The organism is Draconibacterium sp. (assembly GCF_041583095.1).
In the GTDB taxonomy this organism is placed as follows: domain Bacteria; phylum Bacteroidota; class Bacteroidia; order Bacteroidales; family Prolixibacteraceae; genus Draconibacterium.
In genome coordinates this window covers 1-14559 of record NZ_JBFHGM010000038.1, presented here as the reverse complement: position 1 = coordinate 14559, position 14559 = coordinate 1, and the positions used below count along the sequence as shown (strand labels likewise).

16 protein-coding genes are annotated in these 14559 nt (G+C 42.4%); 9 read left to right on the top strand and 7 right to left on the bottom strand.

The window, feature by feature from the left end:
- Window positions 1-96: 96 nt before the first annotated feature.
- The 3 genes from ABZB17_RS05715 to ABZB17_RS05705 all read left to right on the top strand — a co-directional run bounded on the left by ABZB17_RS05715 (window position 97) and on the right by ABZB17_RS05705 (window position 3189).
- Window positions 97-1407: a cytochrome ubiquinol oxidase subunit I gene (locus tag ABZB17_RS05715; RefSeq protein WP_372648506.1), complete on the top strand. Its 1311-nt coding sequence runs from the start codon at window positions 97-99 to the stop codon at window positions 1405-1407.
- Window positions 1400-2404, top strand: coding sequence for a cytochrome d ubiquinol oxidase subunit II (locus ABZB17_RS05710; protein WP_372648505.1), 1005 nt, complete (start codon window positions 1400-1402; stop codon window positions 2402-2404). The genes ABZB17_RS05715 and ABZB17_RS05710 overlap by 8 nt, the downstream gene beginning before the upstream one ends.
- An 83-nt stretch (window positions 2405-2487) precedes the next feature.
- Complete coding sequence (locus ABZB17_RS05705) at window positions 2488-3189, top strand: 16S rRNA (uracil(1498)-N(3))-methyltransferase (RefSeq protein WP_372648504.1); 702 nt, start codon at window positions 2488-2490, stop codon at window positions 3187-3189.
- A gap of 31 nt (window positions 3190-3220) precedes the next feature.
- Here ABZB17_RS05705 and ABZB17_RS05700 read toward each other — a convergent pair whose 3' ends face one another.
- Window positions 3221-3814 (bottom strand): NTP transferase domain-containing protein, encoded by a 594-nt coding sequence (locus ABZB17_RS05700; RefSeq protein WP_372648503.1) that lies wholly within the window; start codon window positions 3812-3814, stop codon window positions 3221-3223.
- Window positions 3807-4823, bottom strand: a complete 1017-nt coding sequence (locus ABZB17_RS05695; RefSeq protein ID WP_372648502.1) for an XdhC family protein — start codon at window positions 4821-4823, stop codon at window positions 3807-3809. Before ABZB17_RS05695 ends, ABZB17_RS05700 begins: the two co-directional genes overlap by 8 nt.
- A 225-nt stretch (window positions 4824-5048) precedes the next feature.
- Here ABZB17_RS05695 and ABZB17_RS05690 point away from each other — a divergent pair, with 225 nt between their 5' ends.
- The 4 genes from ABZB17_RS05690 to ABZB17_RS05675 are packed head-to-tail and all read left to right on the top strand — an operon-like array spanning window position 5049 to window position 7448.
- Window positions 5049-6023 (top strand): GTP 3',8-cyclase MoaA, encoded by a 975-nt coding sequence (locus tag ABZB17_RS05690; RefSeq protein WP_372648501.1) that lies wholly within the window; start codon window positions 5049-5051, stop codon window positions 6021-6023.
- 1 nt (window position 6024) lies between these two features.
- Window positions 6025-6267 (top strand): MoaD/ThiS family protein, encoded by a 243-nt coding sequence (locus ABZB17_RS05685; RefSeq protein ID WP_372648500.1) that lies wholly within the window; start codon window positions 6025-6027, stop codon window positions 6265-6267.
- A gap of 10 nt (window positions 6268-6277) precedes the next feature.
- Window positions 6278-6748 carry a molybdenum cofactor biosynthesis protein MoaE gene (locus ABZB17_RS05680; RefSeq protein WP_372648499.1) on the top strand — a complete coding sequence of 157 codons (471 nt, stop codon included), beginning with the start codon at window positions 6278-6280 and terminating at the stop codon, window positions 6746-6748.
- Window positions 6732-7448 carry a ThiF family adenylyltransferase gene (locus ABZB17_RS05675; RefSeq protein ID WP_372648498.1) on the top strand — a complete coding sequence of 239 codons (717 nt, stop codon included), beginning with the start codon at window positions 6732-6734 and terminating at the stop codon, window positions 7446-7448. Before ABZB17_RS05680 ends, ABZB17_RS05675 begins: the two co-directional genes overlap by 17 nt.
- A gap of 98 nt (window positions 7449-7546) precedes the next feature.
- On the opposite strand, the gene ABZB17_RS05670 is transcribed toward ABZB17_RS05675, so the two are convergent.
- The 3 genes from ABZB17_RS05670 to ABZB17_RS05660 form a co-directional block, all read right to left on the bottom strand.
- Window positions 7547-9763 carry a molybdopterin cofactor-binding domain-containing protein gene (locus tag ABZB17_RS05670; protein WP_372648497.1) on the bottom strand — a complete coding sequence of 739 codons (2217 nt, stop codon included), beginning with the start codon at window positions 9761-9763 and terminating at the stop codon, window positions 7547-7549.
- A gap of 56 nt (window positions 9764-9819) precedes the next feature.
- Window positions 9820-10275 (bottom strand): (2Fe-2S)-binding protein, encoded by a 456-nt coding sequence (locus ABZB17_RS05665; RefSeq protein WP_372648496.1) that lies wholly within the window; start codon window positions 10273-10275, stop codon window positions 9820-9822.
- A 237-nt stretch (window positions 10276-10512) separates the two neighbouring features.
- Window positions 10513-11019, bottom strand: coding sequence for a hypothetical protein (locus tag ABZB17_RS05660; RefSeq protein WP_372648495.1), 507 nt, complete (start codon window positions 11017-11019; stop codon window positions 10513-10515).
- 295 nt (window positions 11020-11314) lie between these two features.
- Here ABZB17_RS05660 and ABZB17_RS05655 point away from each other — a divergent pair, with 295 nt between their 5' ends.
- Both ABZB17_RS05655 and ABZB17_RS05650 read left to right on the top strand, forming a co-directional pair.
- A complete protein-coding gene (locus ABZB17_RS05655) occupies window positions 11315-11851 on the top strand; it encodes a hypothetical protein (RefSeq protein ID WP_372648494.1) in 537 nt (178 codons plus the stop codon).
- Window positions 11852-12113: 262 nt separating this feature from the next.
- A complete protein-coding gene (locus tag ABZB17_RS05650) occupies window positions 12114-12299 on the top strand; it encodes a hypothetical protein (RefSeq protein WP_372648493.1) in 186 nt (61 codons plus the stop codon).
- Window positions 12300-12314: 15 nt separating this feature from the next.
- Here the strand turns inward: ABZB17_RS05650 and ABZB17_RS05645 are convergent, their stop codons facing one another.
- Window positions 12315-13862 carry a basic secretory protein-like protein gene (locus ABZB17_RS05645; RefSeq protein WP_372648492.1) on the bottom strand — a complete coding sequence of 516 codons (1548 nt, stop codon included), beginning with the start codon at window positions 13860-13862 and terminating at the stop codon, window positions 12315-12317.
- A 211-nt stretch (window positions 13863-14073) separates the two neighbouring features.
- On the bottom strand, window positions 14074-14559 hold a 486-nt coding region (locus tag ABZB17_RS05640; protein WP_372648491.1), incomplete at its 5' end, for an NAD(P)-dependent oxidoreductase.

Below are 14559 nucleotides of genomic sequence, written 5' to 3'. Positions count from 1 at the left end.
TTATGTAGAATGGAGAAATCGACAAAAAAACTCAAACTACAAGAAGAAATTGTTGTTAGGAATGACATACAATGTAAACAGAAAATAGGATAAAACATGGATGAATTTTTGGCCGCAAGAATGCAAATGGCCGTTTCGTTAGGATTTCACATCGTATTTGCCTGCATAGGAATGGTAATGCCGTGGTTTATGTTTGTTGCCGAGTGGAAGTGGCTGCGAACAAAAAATCCGGTTTATCTCGACCTGGCAAAAGCATGGGCAAAAGGTGTGGCAATATTTTTTGCCGTGGGTGCCGTTTCAGGTACCGTATTATCGTTTGAGTTAGGTATGTTATGGCCCACATTTATGGAGCACGCCGGGCCAATTTTCGGGATGCCCTTTTCGTGGGAAGGTACAGCTTTCTTTGTGGAAGCCATCGCTCTCGGATTGTTTCTTTATGGTTGGAAACGCCTGAACAAATGGGTTCACCTCTACACCGGAATGGTTGTAGGAATTTCAGGTGTGCTTTCAGGAATTTTTGTGGTTTCGGCCAATGCCTGGATGAATGCTCCTTCGGGTTTCGACTGGATTAACGGACAAGCTTTTAATATCGATCCTGTAAAAGCGATGTTTAACAAAGCCTGGTTCTCGCAGGCGCATCACATGACCATTGCAGCCTTTTCGGCAACCGGATTTGCCGTGGCCGGAGTGCATGCAGTTTTGTACATGAAAAATAAGCTGGAGATTCACGCCAAAGCCATAACAATAGCGCTGGCATTCGCATCAGTGGCTGCTGTTCTGCAACCCATAAGTGGTGACCTCGCTGCTAAAAACGTTGCCAAACTGCAACCTGCAAAACTGGCTGCTTTCGAGTCGCATTTTAAAACAGAGGAAAAAGCATCGCTAATTATCGGCGGAATTCCTGATGTTGAAAACCGCGAAGTAAAATACGCCATTAAACTGCCCGGATTCCTGAGTTTTCTTGCTCACGGCGATTTTAATGCTGAAGTAAAAGGACTGGAAGAATTTCCGGAAGAAGAATGGCCACCGGTACCGATTACCCACTATTCTTTCCAGTTAATGGTCGGGATCGGAATGTTTCTGATGTTGATTGCCGCACTGTTTTTTGCCGGAACCTACAAATGGAAACACTGGCTGGAGAAGAAATGGTGGCTGCGTTTGCTGGTCATTGCAACTCCGCTAGGTTTTATTGCCGTTGAAGCTGGCTGGGTAGTTACCGAAGTGGGACGCCAGCCGTGGATCATCTATGGCATTATGAAAACAAAAGATTCGTTAACACCGATGCCGGGCATCCAGTACACTTTTTACACCATTACTGCGGTTTATGTCATACTAACTTTTGTAGTTACCTGGCTGTTGAGCCGCCAAATACAACTATTACAATCAAAATATCTGAAAAATGGCTGAAGCTAATCTCATTATACTGGTTATTTGTTTAATGCTTTACGTTTTACTTGGCGGTGCCGATTTTGGCGGCGGAATTCTCGAACTTTTATCAAGAGGTAAAGCATCAAAAATTGTGTCGCGAGCCATTGCTCCGGTTTGGGAAGCCAACCACGTGTGGCTTATTTTGGTGGTTGTAATCCTGTTTGTTGGATTCCCGTCGGTTTATTCCACCGTTCTTACGGCTTTGCACATTCCTGTGCTGTTGGTGCTGCTTGGTATTATTGCCCGCGGATCAGCGTTTACTTTCCGCCATTACGATATCGACGAAGAACGTCCGAAAGCTATTTATTCGGCCATATTTCGCTACTCCAGTGTTTTCACCACTTTCTTTTTGGGCGTTACGGTTGGAGGACTGATATTGGGCGAAATCTCAATGGATTATCAGCTTGGTTTTTATACTGTTTACATCCATCCGTGGTTGAACTGGTTCTCGGTAAGTATGGGCTTGTTTATGGTATTGCTATTTGCCTTTCTGGCTGGTATTTTTACCGTTAGCGAAATTGAAGACAAAGACTACATCATCTACTTTACCCGCATGACCAAACGCCTGTTGATCTCGTTGGTGGTAATGGGAGCAATAGTTTTTGCAACAGCCAAAGTTGCCGGTCATCCACTGCTAAAAGACTTTATCAACTCGCCCATAAGCGTAGCCTGTATTGTTATCGCCACGCTGGCACTTCCGGCGTTCTGGTATTTTCTGAATAAAAACAAAGGCAACTGGCTACGGTTAACTGCCGGTCTTCAAACTACGCTGATTGTTACCGGATGGTTTGCGATTCAGTTTCCCGTGTTGGTAAAAACAAACAGCGGCCACGATATTACCGTTCAGGCAGCAAAAGCACCGGATCAAGTACAGCTATTCTTATTGATTGCATTAATCGTTGGTGTGTTGATCATTTTCCCGGCAATGGGATTTTTGTATAAAACGTTTAAGTTTAGTGAAGAACCGGAATCGTAATTTACCTTTCGGGTTGTTCCTGATTTCGAAAAAATCAGAATAACATTTTTACTAACTTTGGCACTTGAAAAAGTTTTGAATCCATGCAGTTATTTTATGTTCCTACTATTTCAGGTGCCGAAGTTATTTTAGATGAAACCGAATCGAAACATGCCGTTCGTGTTCTTCGCTTAAAAGAAGGCGACGAGATTGAGCTGATAGATGGTAAAGGTGGATTCTACAAAGCAAGAATTCAGAATGCCAATCCAAAAAAATGCCAACTCAGCATTATTGATTCGCAAACGGAATTTGGCAAAAAGGATTTTCATTTACACATTGCCATTGCACCTACCAAAAATATCGACCGCACAGAATGGTTTTTGGAAAAATGCACCGAAATCGGGATCGACGAGGTTACCCCTCTCCTTTCGGAACATTCGGAACGTAAAGTGATAAAACCCGAGCGTTTGGAAAAGATACTGGTTTCGGCCATGAAACAATCGGTGAAAGCTTACCTTCCGAAACTCAATGAATTGACTAAACTTTCCGACCTCTTATCACAAGCTACAGAAACAAAAAAATTTATTGCCCATTGCAATGAGGGCGAAAAACCTCATCTAAAAAACCTAGTAAAACCGGGTGAAGAAGTGCTTATACTGATTGGTCCTGAAGGTGACTTTAGTCCCGAGGAAGTGGAACTCGCTTTGGAAAATGGACTTGAAGCCATATCATTGGGAAATGCCCGCCTGCGAACAGAGACCGCCGGAGTTGTGGCCTGCCACATTGTAAACCTGGCAAACGACTAACAGGGCAATTATTAAGATCTGAGTCTTTTAGCTACTGATCATTCCTGAGTTTTATATACTGCGCCGGCGTATCCATGTCTTCTAAAATATCGCCGCACGCAATAGCTTTTACCTGATGTATGTAATTCCTGAAGATCGCTTTTGCACCTTGTTTCCCGCTTAATTCCGAGAGTTCATTAAAGTAAAACCGGTCGAATATTACCGGAACGCCCTGCCATCCCGATTCTGCTTGCGATACGATAATATGCTGTTTACCTGGTTCGAAATCAGCAAGTAGCGTATTTAAATGATCAGTTGTAATCAAGGGCTGGTCAATCAAAGTAATCAGCACACCATTACATGCAGGAAACTGTTGTTCTACGAATTTGACACCCGCAGCAATGGAAGTTCCCATACCTTGTTTCCAATTTTCGTTTATTGTGAATTCAACCGGCAAATCGTTAAGTAATGGAATAATATTTTCGGCCTGATTTCCTAAAACCACAACTACCGGATTGCCTGTGGCTAACAAGGTGTTTAACTGGTGTTCAATTAACTTTTGTTCCCCCCAGGGCAATAGTGGTTTTGGCTGCCCCATTCTTGAGGAAGCACCTGCTGCCAGCAATACTATTGGAATATTATTCATGAATTGCACCCATTTTTTCGCGCAAAGCCACGGGTTTTTGCTTACGTACCACGCTTAATATTTCAGCCAGAACTGAAATCGAAATCTCAGCAGCATTTTCAGCGCCAATGTTTATTCCGGCCGGTCCGTGGATTTGCTCAATAAACTCAAACGAAAGATCAGGGACCTGCTCCAATAACATCGAAATAATACGTTCCCTGCGGTTTACTGAGCCCAGCAAACCAATGTAAGCCGGATTAATATCTTTTAAAGCCATTAAATACTGAACATCCTTATTAAAACTGTGTGTCATTAAAACCACTGCAGTTTGTTCATCGATGGCAGAAGTGTCGATAGCATCAAACGAAGGAGTGATCAACGCTGCTGCTCCCGGAAAATAATCGCATGATTTCGATTCCTCCGGCGAAGCGACCACTGTCACCTCCCACCCCAGTAATTTTGCGGCCTGACTGAGTTGAACGGCATCATGCTCGGCGCCAAAAATAAAGAGCTGGAATAAAGGCTCGAAAGTTTGTGAGAAACACTTTTGTGTACCTGATCTCTCTATTCTAAAACCGGGATTCAGTGAATAGTCAGTGCCATTTATACGAAGTACCGAACCTACATCATTATACTCACCCACTTCGGTATAAAAAAACGAATCCATCCGGAAGGGCTTTCTGCTTTCCAACTGAATTTCAAAAGCTTTCATAAGTTCTTCCGAAAGAAAAGCAGGTTCAATCAAAACATGGATAACACCTTCGCAACCAATCCGGTACCGGCCATCGTAAGTAATAACTTTTGGTTTGTTGGTACGGAAAACACTTTGTGCCTGTCGTTCAATTTCGCTTTCCACACAACCGCCGCTAACTGCTCCAGCATATTCTCCATCTTCGCGGATCAGCATTCGAACACCGGGCCTGCGGTATGATGAACCTTCGAGATCAACCACAGAAACGAATACAGCTTTTTTGCCCAGTTGTTGCCAGTTTTTAAGGGTGTTAAACAGTAGTCTTAGTTCGTGCGTCATATCAAAAACGTTAAAGGTTAGTTTCGCGTGGTAAATTTTAATTCACCTAAATAAAAATACATCAAATATTTATAAACCAACACTATAACAAGAAAATCATTATTACTGTTCAATAAAATACTAATCTTCGATGGATAATTCCCGACTAACTAAAAATTGTCACAATCAAAATACCTATTAGTCTGAATTAACTGAACAAATCAGCGATTTTCAAGTGAAATAGACATGTTGAAAATTGAAGATAAACTGGGCAGAAGATTTGAAAAACTAAGGATAAGTCTCCTGAACTCGTGTAATTTTTCATGCGTTTATTGTGTTGACAATGAGTTTGATGAAAATGCAAACCTTCAACCCGATCAAAACGGCGCTGATCAACCTATTTCAGTGGAAGAATTTACACAATTAATTCAGGCAGTACACCGCTTAACGGGCCTTAAAAGCGTTCGGTTAACCGGCGGCGAACCTTTGCTTTATTCCAATCTTTACCCACTTATTGAAAACATTAAAAAGCTCGGGATTAACGATATCCGTTTAACCACTAATGCGTTTTTCCTGAAAGAAAATGCCGAAAAACTGGTGAATGCGGGAGTAAATTCAATCAACATTTCGGTGGATGCCATCGATAACAAAACCTTTGGGAAAATCATTCGCCGATCGGATACATCGCGGGTTTTCCAGGGTATTGAAGCAGCTGCTAAGGCAGGATTAAATATAAAACTGAATGCGGTTATCATGCGGGGGAAAAACGATTCGCAAATTGTTCCGCTACTTGATTATGCTACAGAACTGGGGGTAAAAATCCGCTACCTGGAATTGATGAAAATGGGGCATTTATATCATTCGGAGAACGGACTTTTCTTTCCGGAGAAGGAGATTCTTTCAACGATTCAGGAAAAATACGAAATTGAAGAAATGAAGCGCGAGCACGCATCAACAGCGCATTACTGGCGCACTTCAAAGGGTGGAGTTTTTGGGATTATTGCCAATGAATCGACACCATTTTGTCACGACTGTAACCGTTTACGCTTGGATAGCAACGGCTACTTTTTTGGCTGTTTGAGCAATGCTCATGGCGAAAAACTGATGCCGTATATCGATAACAAACAGCTACTTGCTGAGAAACTTAAAGGATTACTTCTGCTTAAACAAGCGGTAAAATTCCACGGCAGTAAATTATCAATGAGAAATATAGGAGGCTAAAATGAATAGAAAGATTGTATGTTTTGCGGGACTGAAGAAGTTCTTTGGCGACGAAACCAGCGTTGAAGTGGCTCCGGAAGAAAGTTATGCCAACTTATTGGAAAAACTTGGAGGCATAAACCCGGAAGCAAAAGAGGTACTGACCAGCTGCCGGATTGCGGTGAACGAAAAATTTGTACCACTCGATGAAACGATAAAAGACCAAACCACATTGTTTTTAATTCCTCCATCAAGCGGAGGATAAATCAATAGATATGAAGCACATTCTAAATACAGCGATCAATTACAGCGAACTGTTTGATGACTTCAGGCATCCGCATAGTGGTGCGGTAGTGCTGTTTAGCGGCGAAGTTCGTGATAACAATAAAGGCCGGGCAGTAACGCATTTGGAATACGAAGCCTACGCGCCAATGGCCGATAAAATGATTAGCGAGATACTGGAAGAAGCAAAATCGCGCTTTAAGCTTAACCAGGCAGCCTGCGTTCATCGTGTTGGGCGTGTGGAGATCAGCGGCTGTGCGGTTGTGGTAATTACCGGATCGGGACACCGAAAAGAAGCTTATGATGCCAACCGTTACATTATCGACCGCGTGAAAAATGAAGTGCCCATCTGGAAACATGAGTTTTTTGCCGACGGAACAAGCGAATGGGGCCAAAACTGCGATTGCGTAAGCGACGAACACCATCACCACCATAATAATCACCATTATGAAAGAGCTGAATAACGAAGACCGGACACGATTTACACGTCATTTTTCCTTATCGGAAATTGGCCTTACCGGCCAGCTAAAACTGAAAAATGCACGTGTATTGGTAATTGGTGCCGGCGGACTGGGAAGTCCGTTGCTGGTGTACCTGGCAGCTGCCGGAATTGGCAACATCGGCATTGTTGACGATGATGTGGTGAGTACCTCGAACCTGCAACGACAAATACTTTATACCTCTGAAGAAGTGGGTCAAAAGAAGGTGGAGATCGCTGCCCAAAAGATAAAGGCCTTGTATCCCGAAATTGAGGTTCAGCCATTTGACACAAAACTGGATGAATCCAACGCAGAAGAGCTTTTTCAGCAATACGATGTGATTGCCGACTGCACCGATAATTACAAAACCCGGCTGCTGATCGGTTTAAAATCGGCAAGTTTAAACAAGCCACTGGCTTTTGCTTCGGTGCTAAATTACGAGGGGCAAATTAGTGTATTTAATTACCAGAATGGTCCTGTTTATACCAATCTGTTTCCAACAACCCCAAAAGACGGAATTTACAAGGAAGCTGACATTGGCCTTTTAGGTGTTTTGCCTGGAATAACCGGAACGCTGCAGGCTAATGAAATCATAAAAATAATTACCGGTTACGGTGAAGTAATTAGCGGAAAACTATTGGTGTTTAATATCCGCGATAACCGGTTTAATTTGTTTCGGTTTTGAGTATAGGTGGAACGCTGATGACACTGATTTAGCAGATAATCACAGATAAATCAGCGAAAATCAGTTCGATCCGCGTCATCTGCGTTCTATTCCTAGATCTATCCAATACTGTTTTTCACAAATGGCTGATGATAATAGCGCTCTCCGTTGGCTTTGTATAAAGCGTTGGCCAGCGCTCCCATCACCGGAGGATAAGGTGGTTCTCCCAACCCGGTCGGGTCGATATTGTTTTCAACAAAATGTACTTCTATTTCTTTGGGTGCTTCGCCATGCCTGATCAAACGGTACATATCGAAATTGTTTTGTTCCGGCTGGCCTTCACTAAAAGTCAATCCGCTGTACATGGCGTGGCCTATTCCATCCACAATACTTCCTTCCGTCATGTTAACCGCAGCATCGGGATTTACCACAATTCCACAATCAACCGAAGCATATACTTTTTCAATTACCTGCTCTCCATCTTTGTTGGCAATATCCACCACATTTGCCACATACGAATTGTGACAGAAATAAGCAGCCACACCCCGGCTTTTACCTTCGGAGTTGGTATCCCAGCCCGATTTCTCGCGAACCTGTTCCAAAACGCCGGCATAACGGGCTGCATCATAATCGTTGTTGCTGCCCACCGGATTTTCCTGTGCGCGTTTCAGCAAATCGAGGCGAAACTGAATCGGATCTTTGCCTGCAGCTTCGGCCACCTCATCTAGGAACGACTGTTCGGCTACAGCATTAAAATTGGAGCCGGGAGCACGGAAAGCACCGGTACTTATATTTGTACCCACTGAGAAACTTTCGGCAAGGTAGTTATCTACTGCTCCTGCCGGAAAACGGTTGGCATGCAGCGGACTGTCGGGGATACCTCCCATTCGAACATGGAAACCAATCAGGTTATTATCGGCATCCAGCGCTGCACGGTATAAAGCATGATAAGCCGGACGATAAATTCCGTACGACATATCGTCTTCGCGCGAGTAGATCAACTTTACAGGTGCTTTCACCTTTTGTGAAATAACAGCTGCTTCCACCATAAAGTGGCCATACAGCCGTCGTCCGAAACCACCCCCCATACGGGTCATTTGCACATCCACTTTTTCCAATGGCAACCCCAAACGGGCGGCAACCGTTTTCTCCATAAACTCCGGCGTTTGAGTCGGGCCTGCCAACAGGGCAAAATCATCTTTTACGTCGGCAAAAAAGTTCATGGGTTCCATTGGGTTGTGCGCCTGAAATGGTGCAGTATAAGTACGTTCAATCACTTTGGCAGCCTTTTTAAACGCTTCTTCAGGATTTCCGTCGCGGCGCCGTTCCCGACTGGCTGTGGCAGCTGCTTCTTCCATTTTTTTGTAATGATCGGCAGTGTTTTCCTTACCTACAGGAACACCCTGCGAATTGTCTTCCGCGATAGGCTCCCACTCCACGTTTAGCATCAGTTTGGCATTCATCACCTCCCAGGTTGATTTACCAACTACAGCCACTAATTCGGTAAAAGATGTTATATCAGACCACTGCCATTCGTAGTCGTCGTTATACGTTTTTATGGCAAAAACATCAATTATCCCGGGCATTGCTTTTGCCTCGGTGGCATCAAACGATTTCAGTTTCATTCCAAAAGCCGGTGGATGCTCGATCATGGCAATCACCATTCCTTCGGCTTTATAATCCAGGCCAAACAAAGGTTTTCCGGTAACTATTTTTGGGCCATCCACATTTTTTCGTGAGGTACCAATAATCGTAAAATCCTTTATCTCTTTTAATTCAACCTCTTCAGGAACGGTCAGTTCTGCTGCGGCAGAGGCCATTTCACCATAACCGGCTTCTTTTCCGCTGCCCGTATGATATAAAACTCCGGCTTCGGTAGTAATTTCATCAACCGGAACTTTCCATTCGTGGGCAGCAGCCTCGCGTAACATCCTGCGGGCGGTTGCACCTGCCATTCGGAGTCCGTTCCACCCTTGACGGATAGACTGGCTACCTCCTGCCAACTGCCGGGTGAAAATATCGGTATTTAGCGGCGCCTGTTCTACCATTACAAACTTCCAGTCAATATCCAGTTCATCGGCCACAATCATTGGCATCGATGTTTTTACATTCTGGCCAATTTCGGGGTTGGGCGACATAATGGTAACCGCACCGTTGTTCCCGATCTTTAAAAAACCGTTTAGCTCATACCATTCATCGGGCATGGTTAATTGTTTGGGCGAATCGGTGGTGCAAGCCGGAGCCAGCCAACTAAAAGTCAGCAGTAATCCGCCACCGGCCAATGCCGAACTTCGTATAAAAGAACGTCTATCGAGTTTTGTTTTAACCGTTGTCATGTGAAATGATTTTAATGTTAGTGAATGCGAAAAGCGTAGTACCTGTGCGGTGCGGATTAAGAATTAGCGGCTGCTTTAATGGCCTTTTTAATCCGTGTGTAGGTTCCGCACCGGCAAATATTACCATGCATGGCCATCTCAATTTCTTCGTCGCTGGGCGATGGATTCGCATTTAATAATCCCGCAGCGTTCATAATTTGTCCGCTTTGGCAGTAACCGCATTGCGGCACATCTTCTTCGATCCAGGCTTTTTGAAGCGGGTGATCCCCGTTTTCCGAAAGTCCTTCGATTGTTGTGATTTCCTTGTCGCCCACCGAGTCGACAAAAGTAATACACGAACGTGCTGCAAATCCGTCGACAAGGATGGTACATGCACCACATTGCGCAATTCCGCAGCCAAATTTTGTTCCTACTAAATCCAGATGATCTCTGAGTACCCAAAGCATTGGAGTTGACGGATCAACATCCACTTCATGCTGTTTTCCGTTGATGTTTAGATGAAATACTGCCATATTATTTATCGATTTTAAACCATGTTACGAAGCTTAAACAGTAAGATATACAGTTTTTTAGATATTTTACTAACACCCTTTACAACAAAGACTTATCGTAAATGTTCAGGAATAAATAAAGAATTATGAAAGAGGCCCCGGTTCTGCACCACATGGTTGTTTCACTGTCGTTTATTGTGGCTTGAATATTTAGTAGTGAGTAGTAAGTAGCAAAAAGCAATACCAGTTTATTGAACATTACCAACAAAAGTACCGTTGTCGCAGTACGAAAGTAGTTTTGAGAACTATTTGATGGCAGCGTACGCCTGCGAAAGCAGTAAATAATAGTCTGGAAAGGTTTCGTAATCCTACAAAAGCAGTAAACTGACCATTTTGATAGTAGTGTAGCACTACGATAGCAGTAAATTGACCATTTTGATAGTAGCGTAGCTCTACAATAGCAGTAAAATGACCATTTTGATAGTAGCGTAGCTCTACAATAGCAGTAAATTGACCATTTTGATAGTAGCGTAGCTCTACAATAGCAGTAAATTGACCATTTTGATAGTAGCGTAGCTCTACAATAGCAGTAAAATGACCATTTTGATAGTAGCGTACCTTTACAAAAGCAGTAAAATGACCGTTTTGAAAGCAGCGCATCCCAGCGAAAGCTACAAAATGGCGAATGGGGAGCTCTTGTAGCCAGGCAGTTAGGTATTTTTTATTGGTCGGGTACTTTTCGGAAACCCGCCCACAGTAAGGCATACCAACCAAAGACGAAATAAACCACTCGCGAGCATAAATTCGGGAACTAAAGCAATGTTGTTTTATTTTTTTATTATGCTAACTTTAAGCTCCGAACAAAAACCATAGCCGTTGAATACGCGCCCAAATAGTACATTTACCAAAAAAGTACGGTTATACACCCAAAATGGACGGATAACCTCCCCCAATAGAAGAGTGATAATCCTACTTGTTAAGTTCACTTAAGTTACAAGTCTTTTGAAAATAGGAAACATAATCAAAAACATAACGCAAGTTTCGCACAGTTAAATTGACAATGAAGAGATTTTTAGAAAAAATAAGGTTGATTGAGTATCTAACAACAGAATTAGAAATTCAGAAAAACGAATTCGTTACTAAGTTCAAGAATTATGTCGATGAAGGAGATATAGGATATTTTTCGGGTGCATTCGACGTTTTTTCATCAAGCAAAAATGAATTTAAAGGACACGTTGGATATGAAAACTTTAAGATTAAAAGACGAAGACGCTTTTTCGATATGAATATGAATTTTGCGATTGCAAAGGGAAAATATAGACAGAAAGGTGATAAATTGACCATTGAAGCAGAAATCAACGGCTTCAGTGGAATGATGATTCCTTTTTACATTTTCATTATAATATTTTATTCGATTTTCATTTTTGGCTTTTTTATGGCAGACAATATTGAAGGAACGGAGCAAATATTTATTGTACCGTTTATATGTATACATGCACTTTTTATGTTTGGGATTCCATATTTCATGATGAGAAGAAGTACACAAAGATTAAAACATGAACTTGAACGAGAATTCTATTATATGACAAAAAAATAGAAGATTTCTTACGACACATGGCTGGGGTTGTGGATTCGTCAAGTCGAATCTCGTACCAACCTCGGTATCGGTCGCTGTAATTCATTTTCTGGCATCCTGCATATAAAAATTTAACTTTGAGAGATAGAAAATTATACCCGGTGTTTTACTGATTAGTGGCGATCGTCACGGTGCCCGTGGTTTTACAATACCAGGAACATCAGGTTTTACGTTTTATGAATTTGAAGCAGCTTCGCTCGGAGGAGTACCCGGACCTCCGGCAATGGCTAACGACACTTCAAATCAATTATTCGGGTATCATGGTGAAGGTTTAAAAGCTTTTGGTGAATTTACTTTTAATACACAGGAAAATAAACCTCAAGTGACGTTTAGATTAATTGATGAATTCGGGAGTGTTATGGAAAAACATATTTTATCATACGATATGTTAACTCCCAAAAAACAATAAGGTAAATTGAAATTATCAGAGTTTGGCAGCAACCAGCTCATTGTCGGCTTGTTTTTTACCGATAAGTTCAATTTCGGCCAATTGTAAAACAGCTCTGCCAAAACGATCTACTCCCTTATGAGTGAGATCAAAGCGATAAATTCTATAGGCACGAGAATTATCCAAAAGAAATTCAAGTGTTTGTCCGCGATCGGAAAAATTTTCATCAACACGTGTATCGATAGCAGTAAACTCTACTCCATCGTTCGAGCCTTTAAGTACCCAGTCTTTTGGGTCGCGCATAGGCGCATCATTAGCAGAAGTTATGGTGTATTTTTCCAGTTGATATACATCCTCCATTTCGAACTGTATCCAGGCGGAGGAATTAAAGGTCAGGAATTTTGTGCCCGGGTTATTATCAATACTGTTTTTCACCCCTTCGCCGGATGGCGAGTCGTTGTACTGACAAGTAACTTTGCCGGCTAAATCAGTAATATCCATCGTTGCATACGGATCAATAACCTTAACCAGCTGCTTTAATGAACATGTATCTTTTTTCCCGTTTTGTTCTACTACAAGCGATATGGTATAATCACCCGAATTAGCGTAAGTTACTACCGGCGACTTTTCAGTGCTTGTTGCAGGTATTCCTCCCTCGAAAGTCCAGTTGTAGCTAATTCCATCCTTGATTAATGGTGAAAAAGTAACGGTTTCGTTCTGTAAAATACTAAAGGCCGATGGGTTAAACCACGCTTTTAGCTCTTCCGCATTATCCCAGGGATAAGCAGCCACTTCGTTCTGATATAGCTTCCATAGCACATCAGCAGACATGCCGTACAAGTCTTCGGTAACCGCCGATAGCGTCCAGGTTTCATATTCTTCCGCAGTACGATTGATATCTTTTAGAAAGTTATTACTCAGATTTTTATATATCCACAAATAAAAAAATGCGGTTGTATTATAACCATCGCGGAAAGTTCCTCCCTGTTTCGGAAAACGTTCGGGATTAAAGCCACCTGTATTTAAACGGCTTAAATCGGCGGTACCTTCTATAAAACCAAAACATTCAGTACCTCCGTTGTAGCCACCGGCATTTTTGGGTTCATTTTGTAACCCATGCGTTATTTCGTGACACAAAACTCCATATATTTCATCACGTGCCACATCCATACCATGCTTATTAATAAAAGTAACCAGGTAGTTTAAATCAAAACCTATTTCGATGTGCGGTACACTGCCACCTTTATAAGAAAGTGCTCCCCCATCGTTCAGTTTATAAGTAATCTCTTTCAGTCCGTGTTTATTTGCCTCTTCCGGTGTGTAATAAAGCTCTTTTGCAATTTCAAGGCAACAATATTGTACCCAATCCTCAATGCCATCATATCCTTGTTTTTCCACCAACTCTAAATACTTCGCGATTCCCTCATGCCCTTCCGCCTCAATCTGAAGTGTTACTTTTGGTGCTTCATATAATTTCCAATCAGCACCAGGTGTCCCCTCGTTCAAATCATGACCAGATTTACACGCGTTTAAACTCAGTATTGCCAGAGTTGTAAAAAGTATTCCAACGATATTCTTTTTCATATTGTAATTTGGATAAATAAATTAGTTGCTTCAGTGTAGTTACGATTAATCGATATCTGTAATGCAGCGCGAATATAAGATTTCGGACGAAAAGTCGATTAACAATAATACGATGTGAACACATTGTTTCAACAAAATGTCACATTTAAAACAGAAAATAGTGCCTTGTGAAATAGAATTCCACCCGGGATACAAGAAAATGGAACGAATATTACAAGCCCGACAATTTTTCCAAAGCCAGGGTGAGTGCATGCGTTCCCAATTTTCCGTGGCCCTGCGCCTGAACAGCCAGGTAAAGTTGTTTTACCAATGCTAATCCCGGCAACGACAAGCCCATCGCTTCAGCTTCTTTCAGAGCAATTCCCATGTCTTTTATAAAATGCTCCACAAAAAATCCGGGATCGAAATTACGGTTTACAATTCGTGGCGCCAGGTTATCGAGTGTCCAGCAACCTGCCGCTCCGCCACTAATTGATGAAAGCATGGTTGGCAAATCAAGACCGGCTTTATGGCCATACAACAAAGCTTCGCAAACCCCGATCATTGTTCCGGCAATGGTAATCTGGTTACACATTTTGGTATGTTGCCCCGATCCGGCTTCTCCCTGGTAAACAATTTGTTTACCCATAATTTCGAACAGCGGATAAACCTTATCAAAAGCTTCTTTATCGCCACCGGCCATTATCGACAATGTGCC

Excerpts from the sequence above, each read along its gene's own strand:
- ABZB17_RS05715 (WP_372648506.1), top strand. The coding sequence starts at position 97 with ATGGATGAATTTTTGGCCGCAAGAATGCAAATGGCCGTTTCGTTAGGA.
- ABZB17_RS05710 (WP_372648505.1), top strand. The coding sequence starts at position 1,400 with ATGGCTGAAGCTAATCTCATTATACTGGTTATTTGTTTAATGCTTTAC.
- ABZB17_RS05705 (WP_372648504.1), top strand. The coding sequence starts at position 2,488 with ATGCAGTTATTTTATGTTCCTACTATTTCAGGTGCCGAAGTTATTTTA.
- ABZB17_RS05700 (WP_372648503.1), bottom strand. The coding sequence starts at position 3,814 with ATGAATAATATTCCAATAGTATTGCTGGCAGCAGGTGCTTCCTCAAGA.
- ABZB17_RS05695 (WP_372648502.1), bottom strand. The coding sequence starts at position 4,823 with ATGACGCACGAACTAAGACTACTGTTTAACACCCTTAAAAACTGGCAA.
- ABZB17_RS05690 (WP_372648501.1), top strand. The coding sequence starts at position 5,049 with ATGTTGAAAATTGAAGATAAACTGGGCAGAAGATTTGAAAAACTAAGG.
- ABZB17_RS05685 (WP_372648500.1), top strand. The coding sequence starts at position 6,025 with ATGAATAGAAAGATTGTATGTTTTGCGGGACTGAAGAAGTTCTTTGGC.
- ABZB17_RS05680 (WP_372648499.1), top strand. The coding sequence starts at position 6,278 with ATGAAGCACATTCTAAATACAGCGATCAATTACAGCGAACTGTTTGAT.
- ABZB17_RS05675 (WP_372648498.1), top strand. The coding sequence starts at position 6,732 with ATGAAAGAGCTGAATAACGAAGACCGGACACGATTTACACGTCATTTT.
- ABZB17_RS05670 (WP_372648497.1), bottom strand. The coding sequence starts at position 9,763 with ATGACAACGGTTAAAACAAAACTCGATAGACGTTCTTTTATACGAAGT.
- ABZB17_RS05665 (WP_372648496.1), bottom strand. The coding sequence starts at position 10,275 with ATGGCAGTATTTCATCTAAACATCAACGGAAAACAGCATGAAGTGGAT.
- ABZB17_RS05660 (WP_372648495.1), bottom strand. The coding sequence starts at position 11,019 with ATGCCTTACTGTGGGCGGGTTTCCGAAAAGTACCCGACCAATAAAAAA.
- ABZB17_RS05655 (WP_372648494.1), top strand. The coding sequence starts at position 11,315 with ATGAAGAGATTTTTAGAAAAAATAAGGTTGATTGAGTATCTAACAACA.
- ABZB17_RS05650 (WP_372648493.1), top strand. The coding sequence starts at position 12,114 with ATGGCTAACGACACTTCAAATCAATTATTCGGGTATCATGGTGAAGGT.
- ABZB17_RS05645 (WP_372648492.1), bottom strand. The coding sequence starts at position 13,862 with ATGAAAAAGAATATCGTTGGAATACTTTTTACAACTCTGGCAATACTG.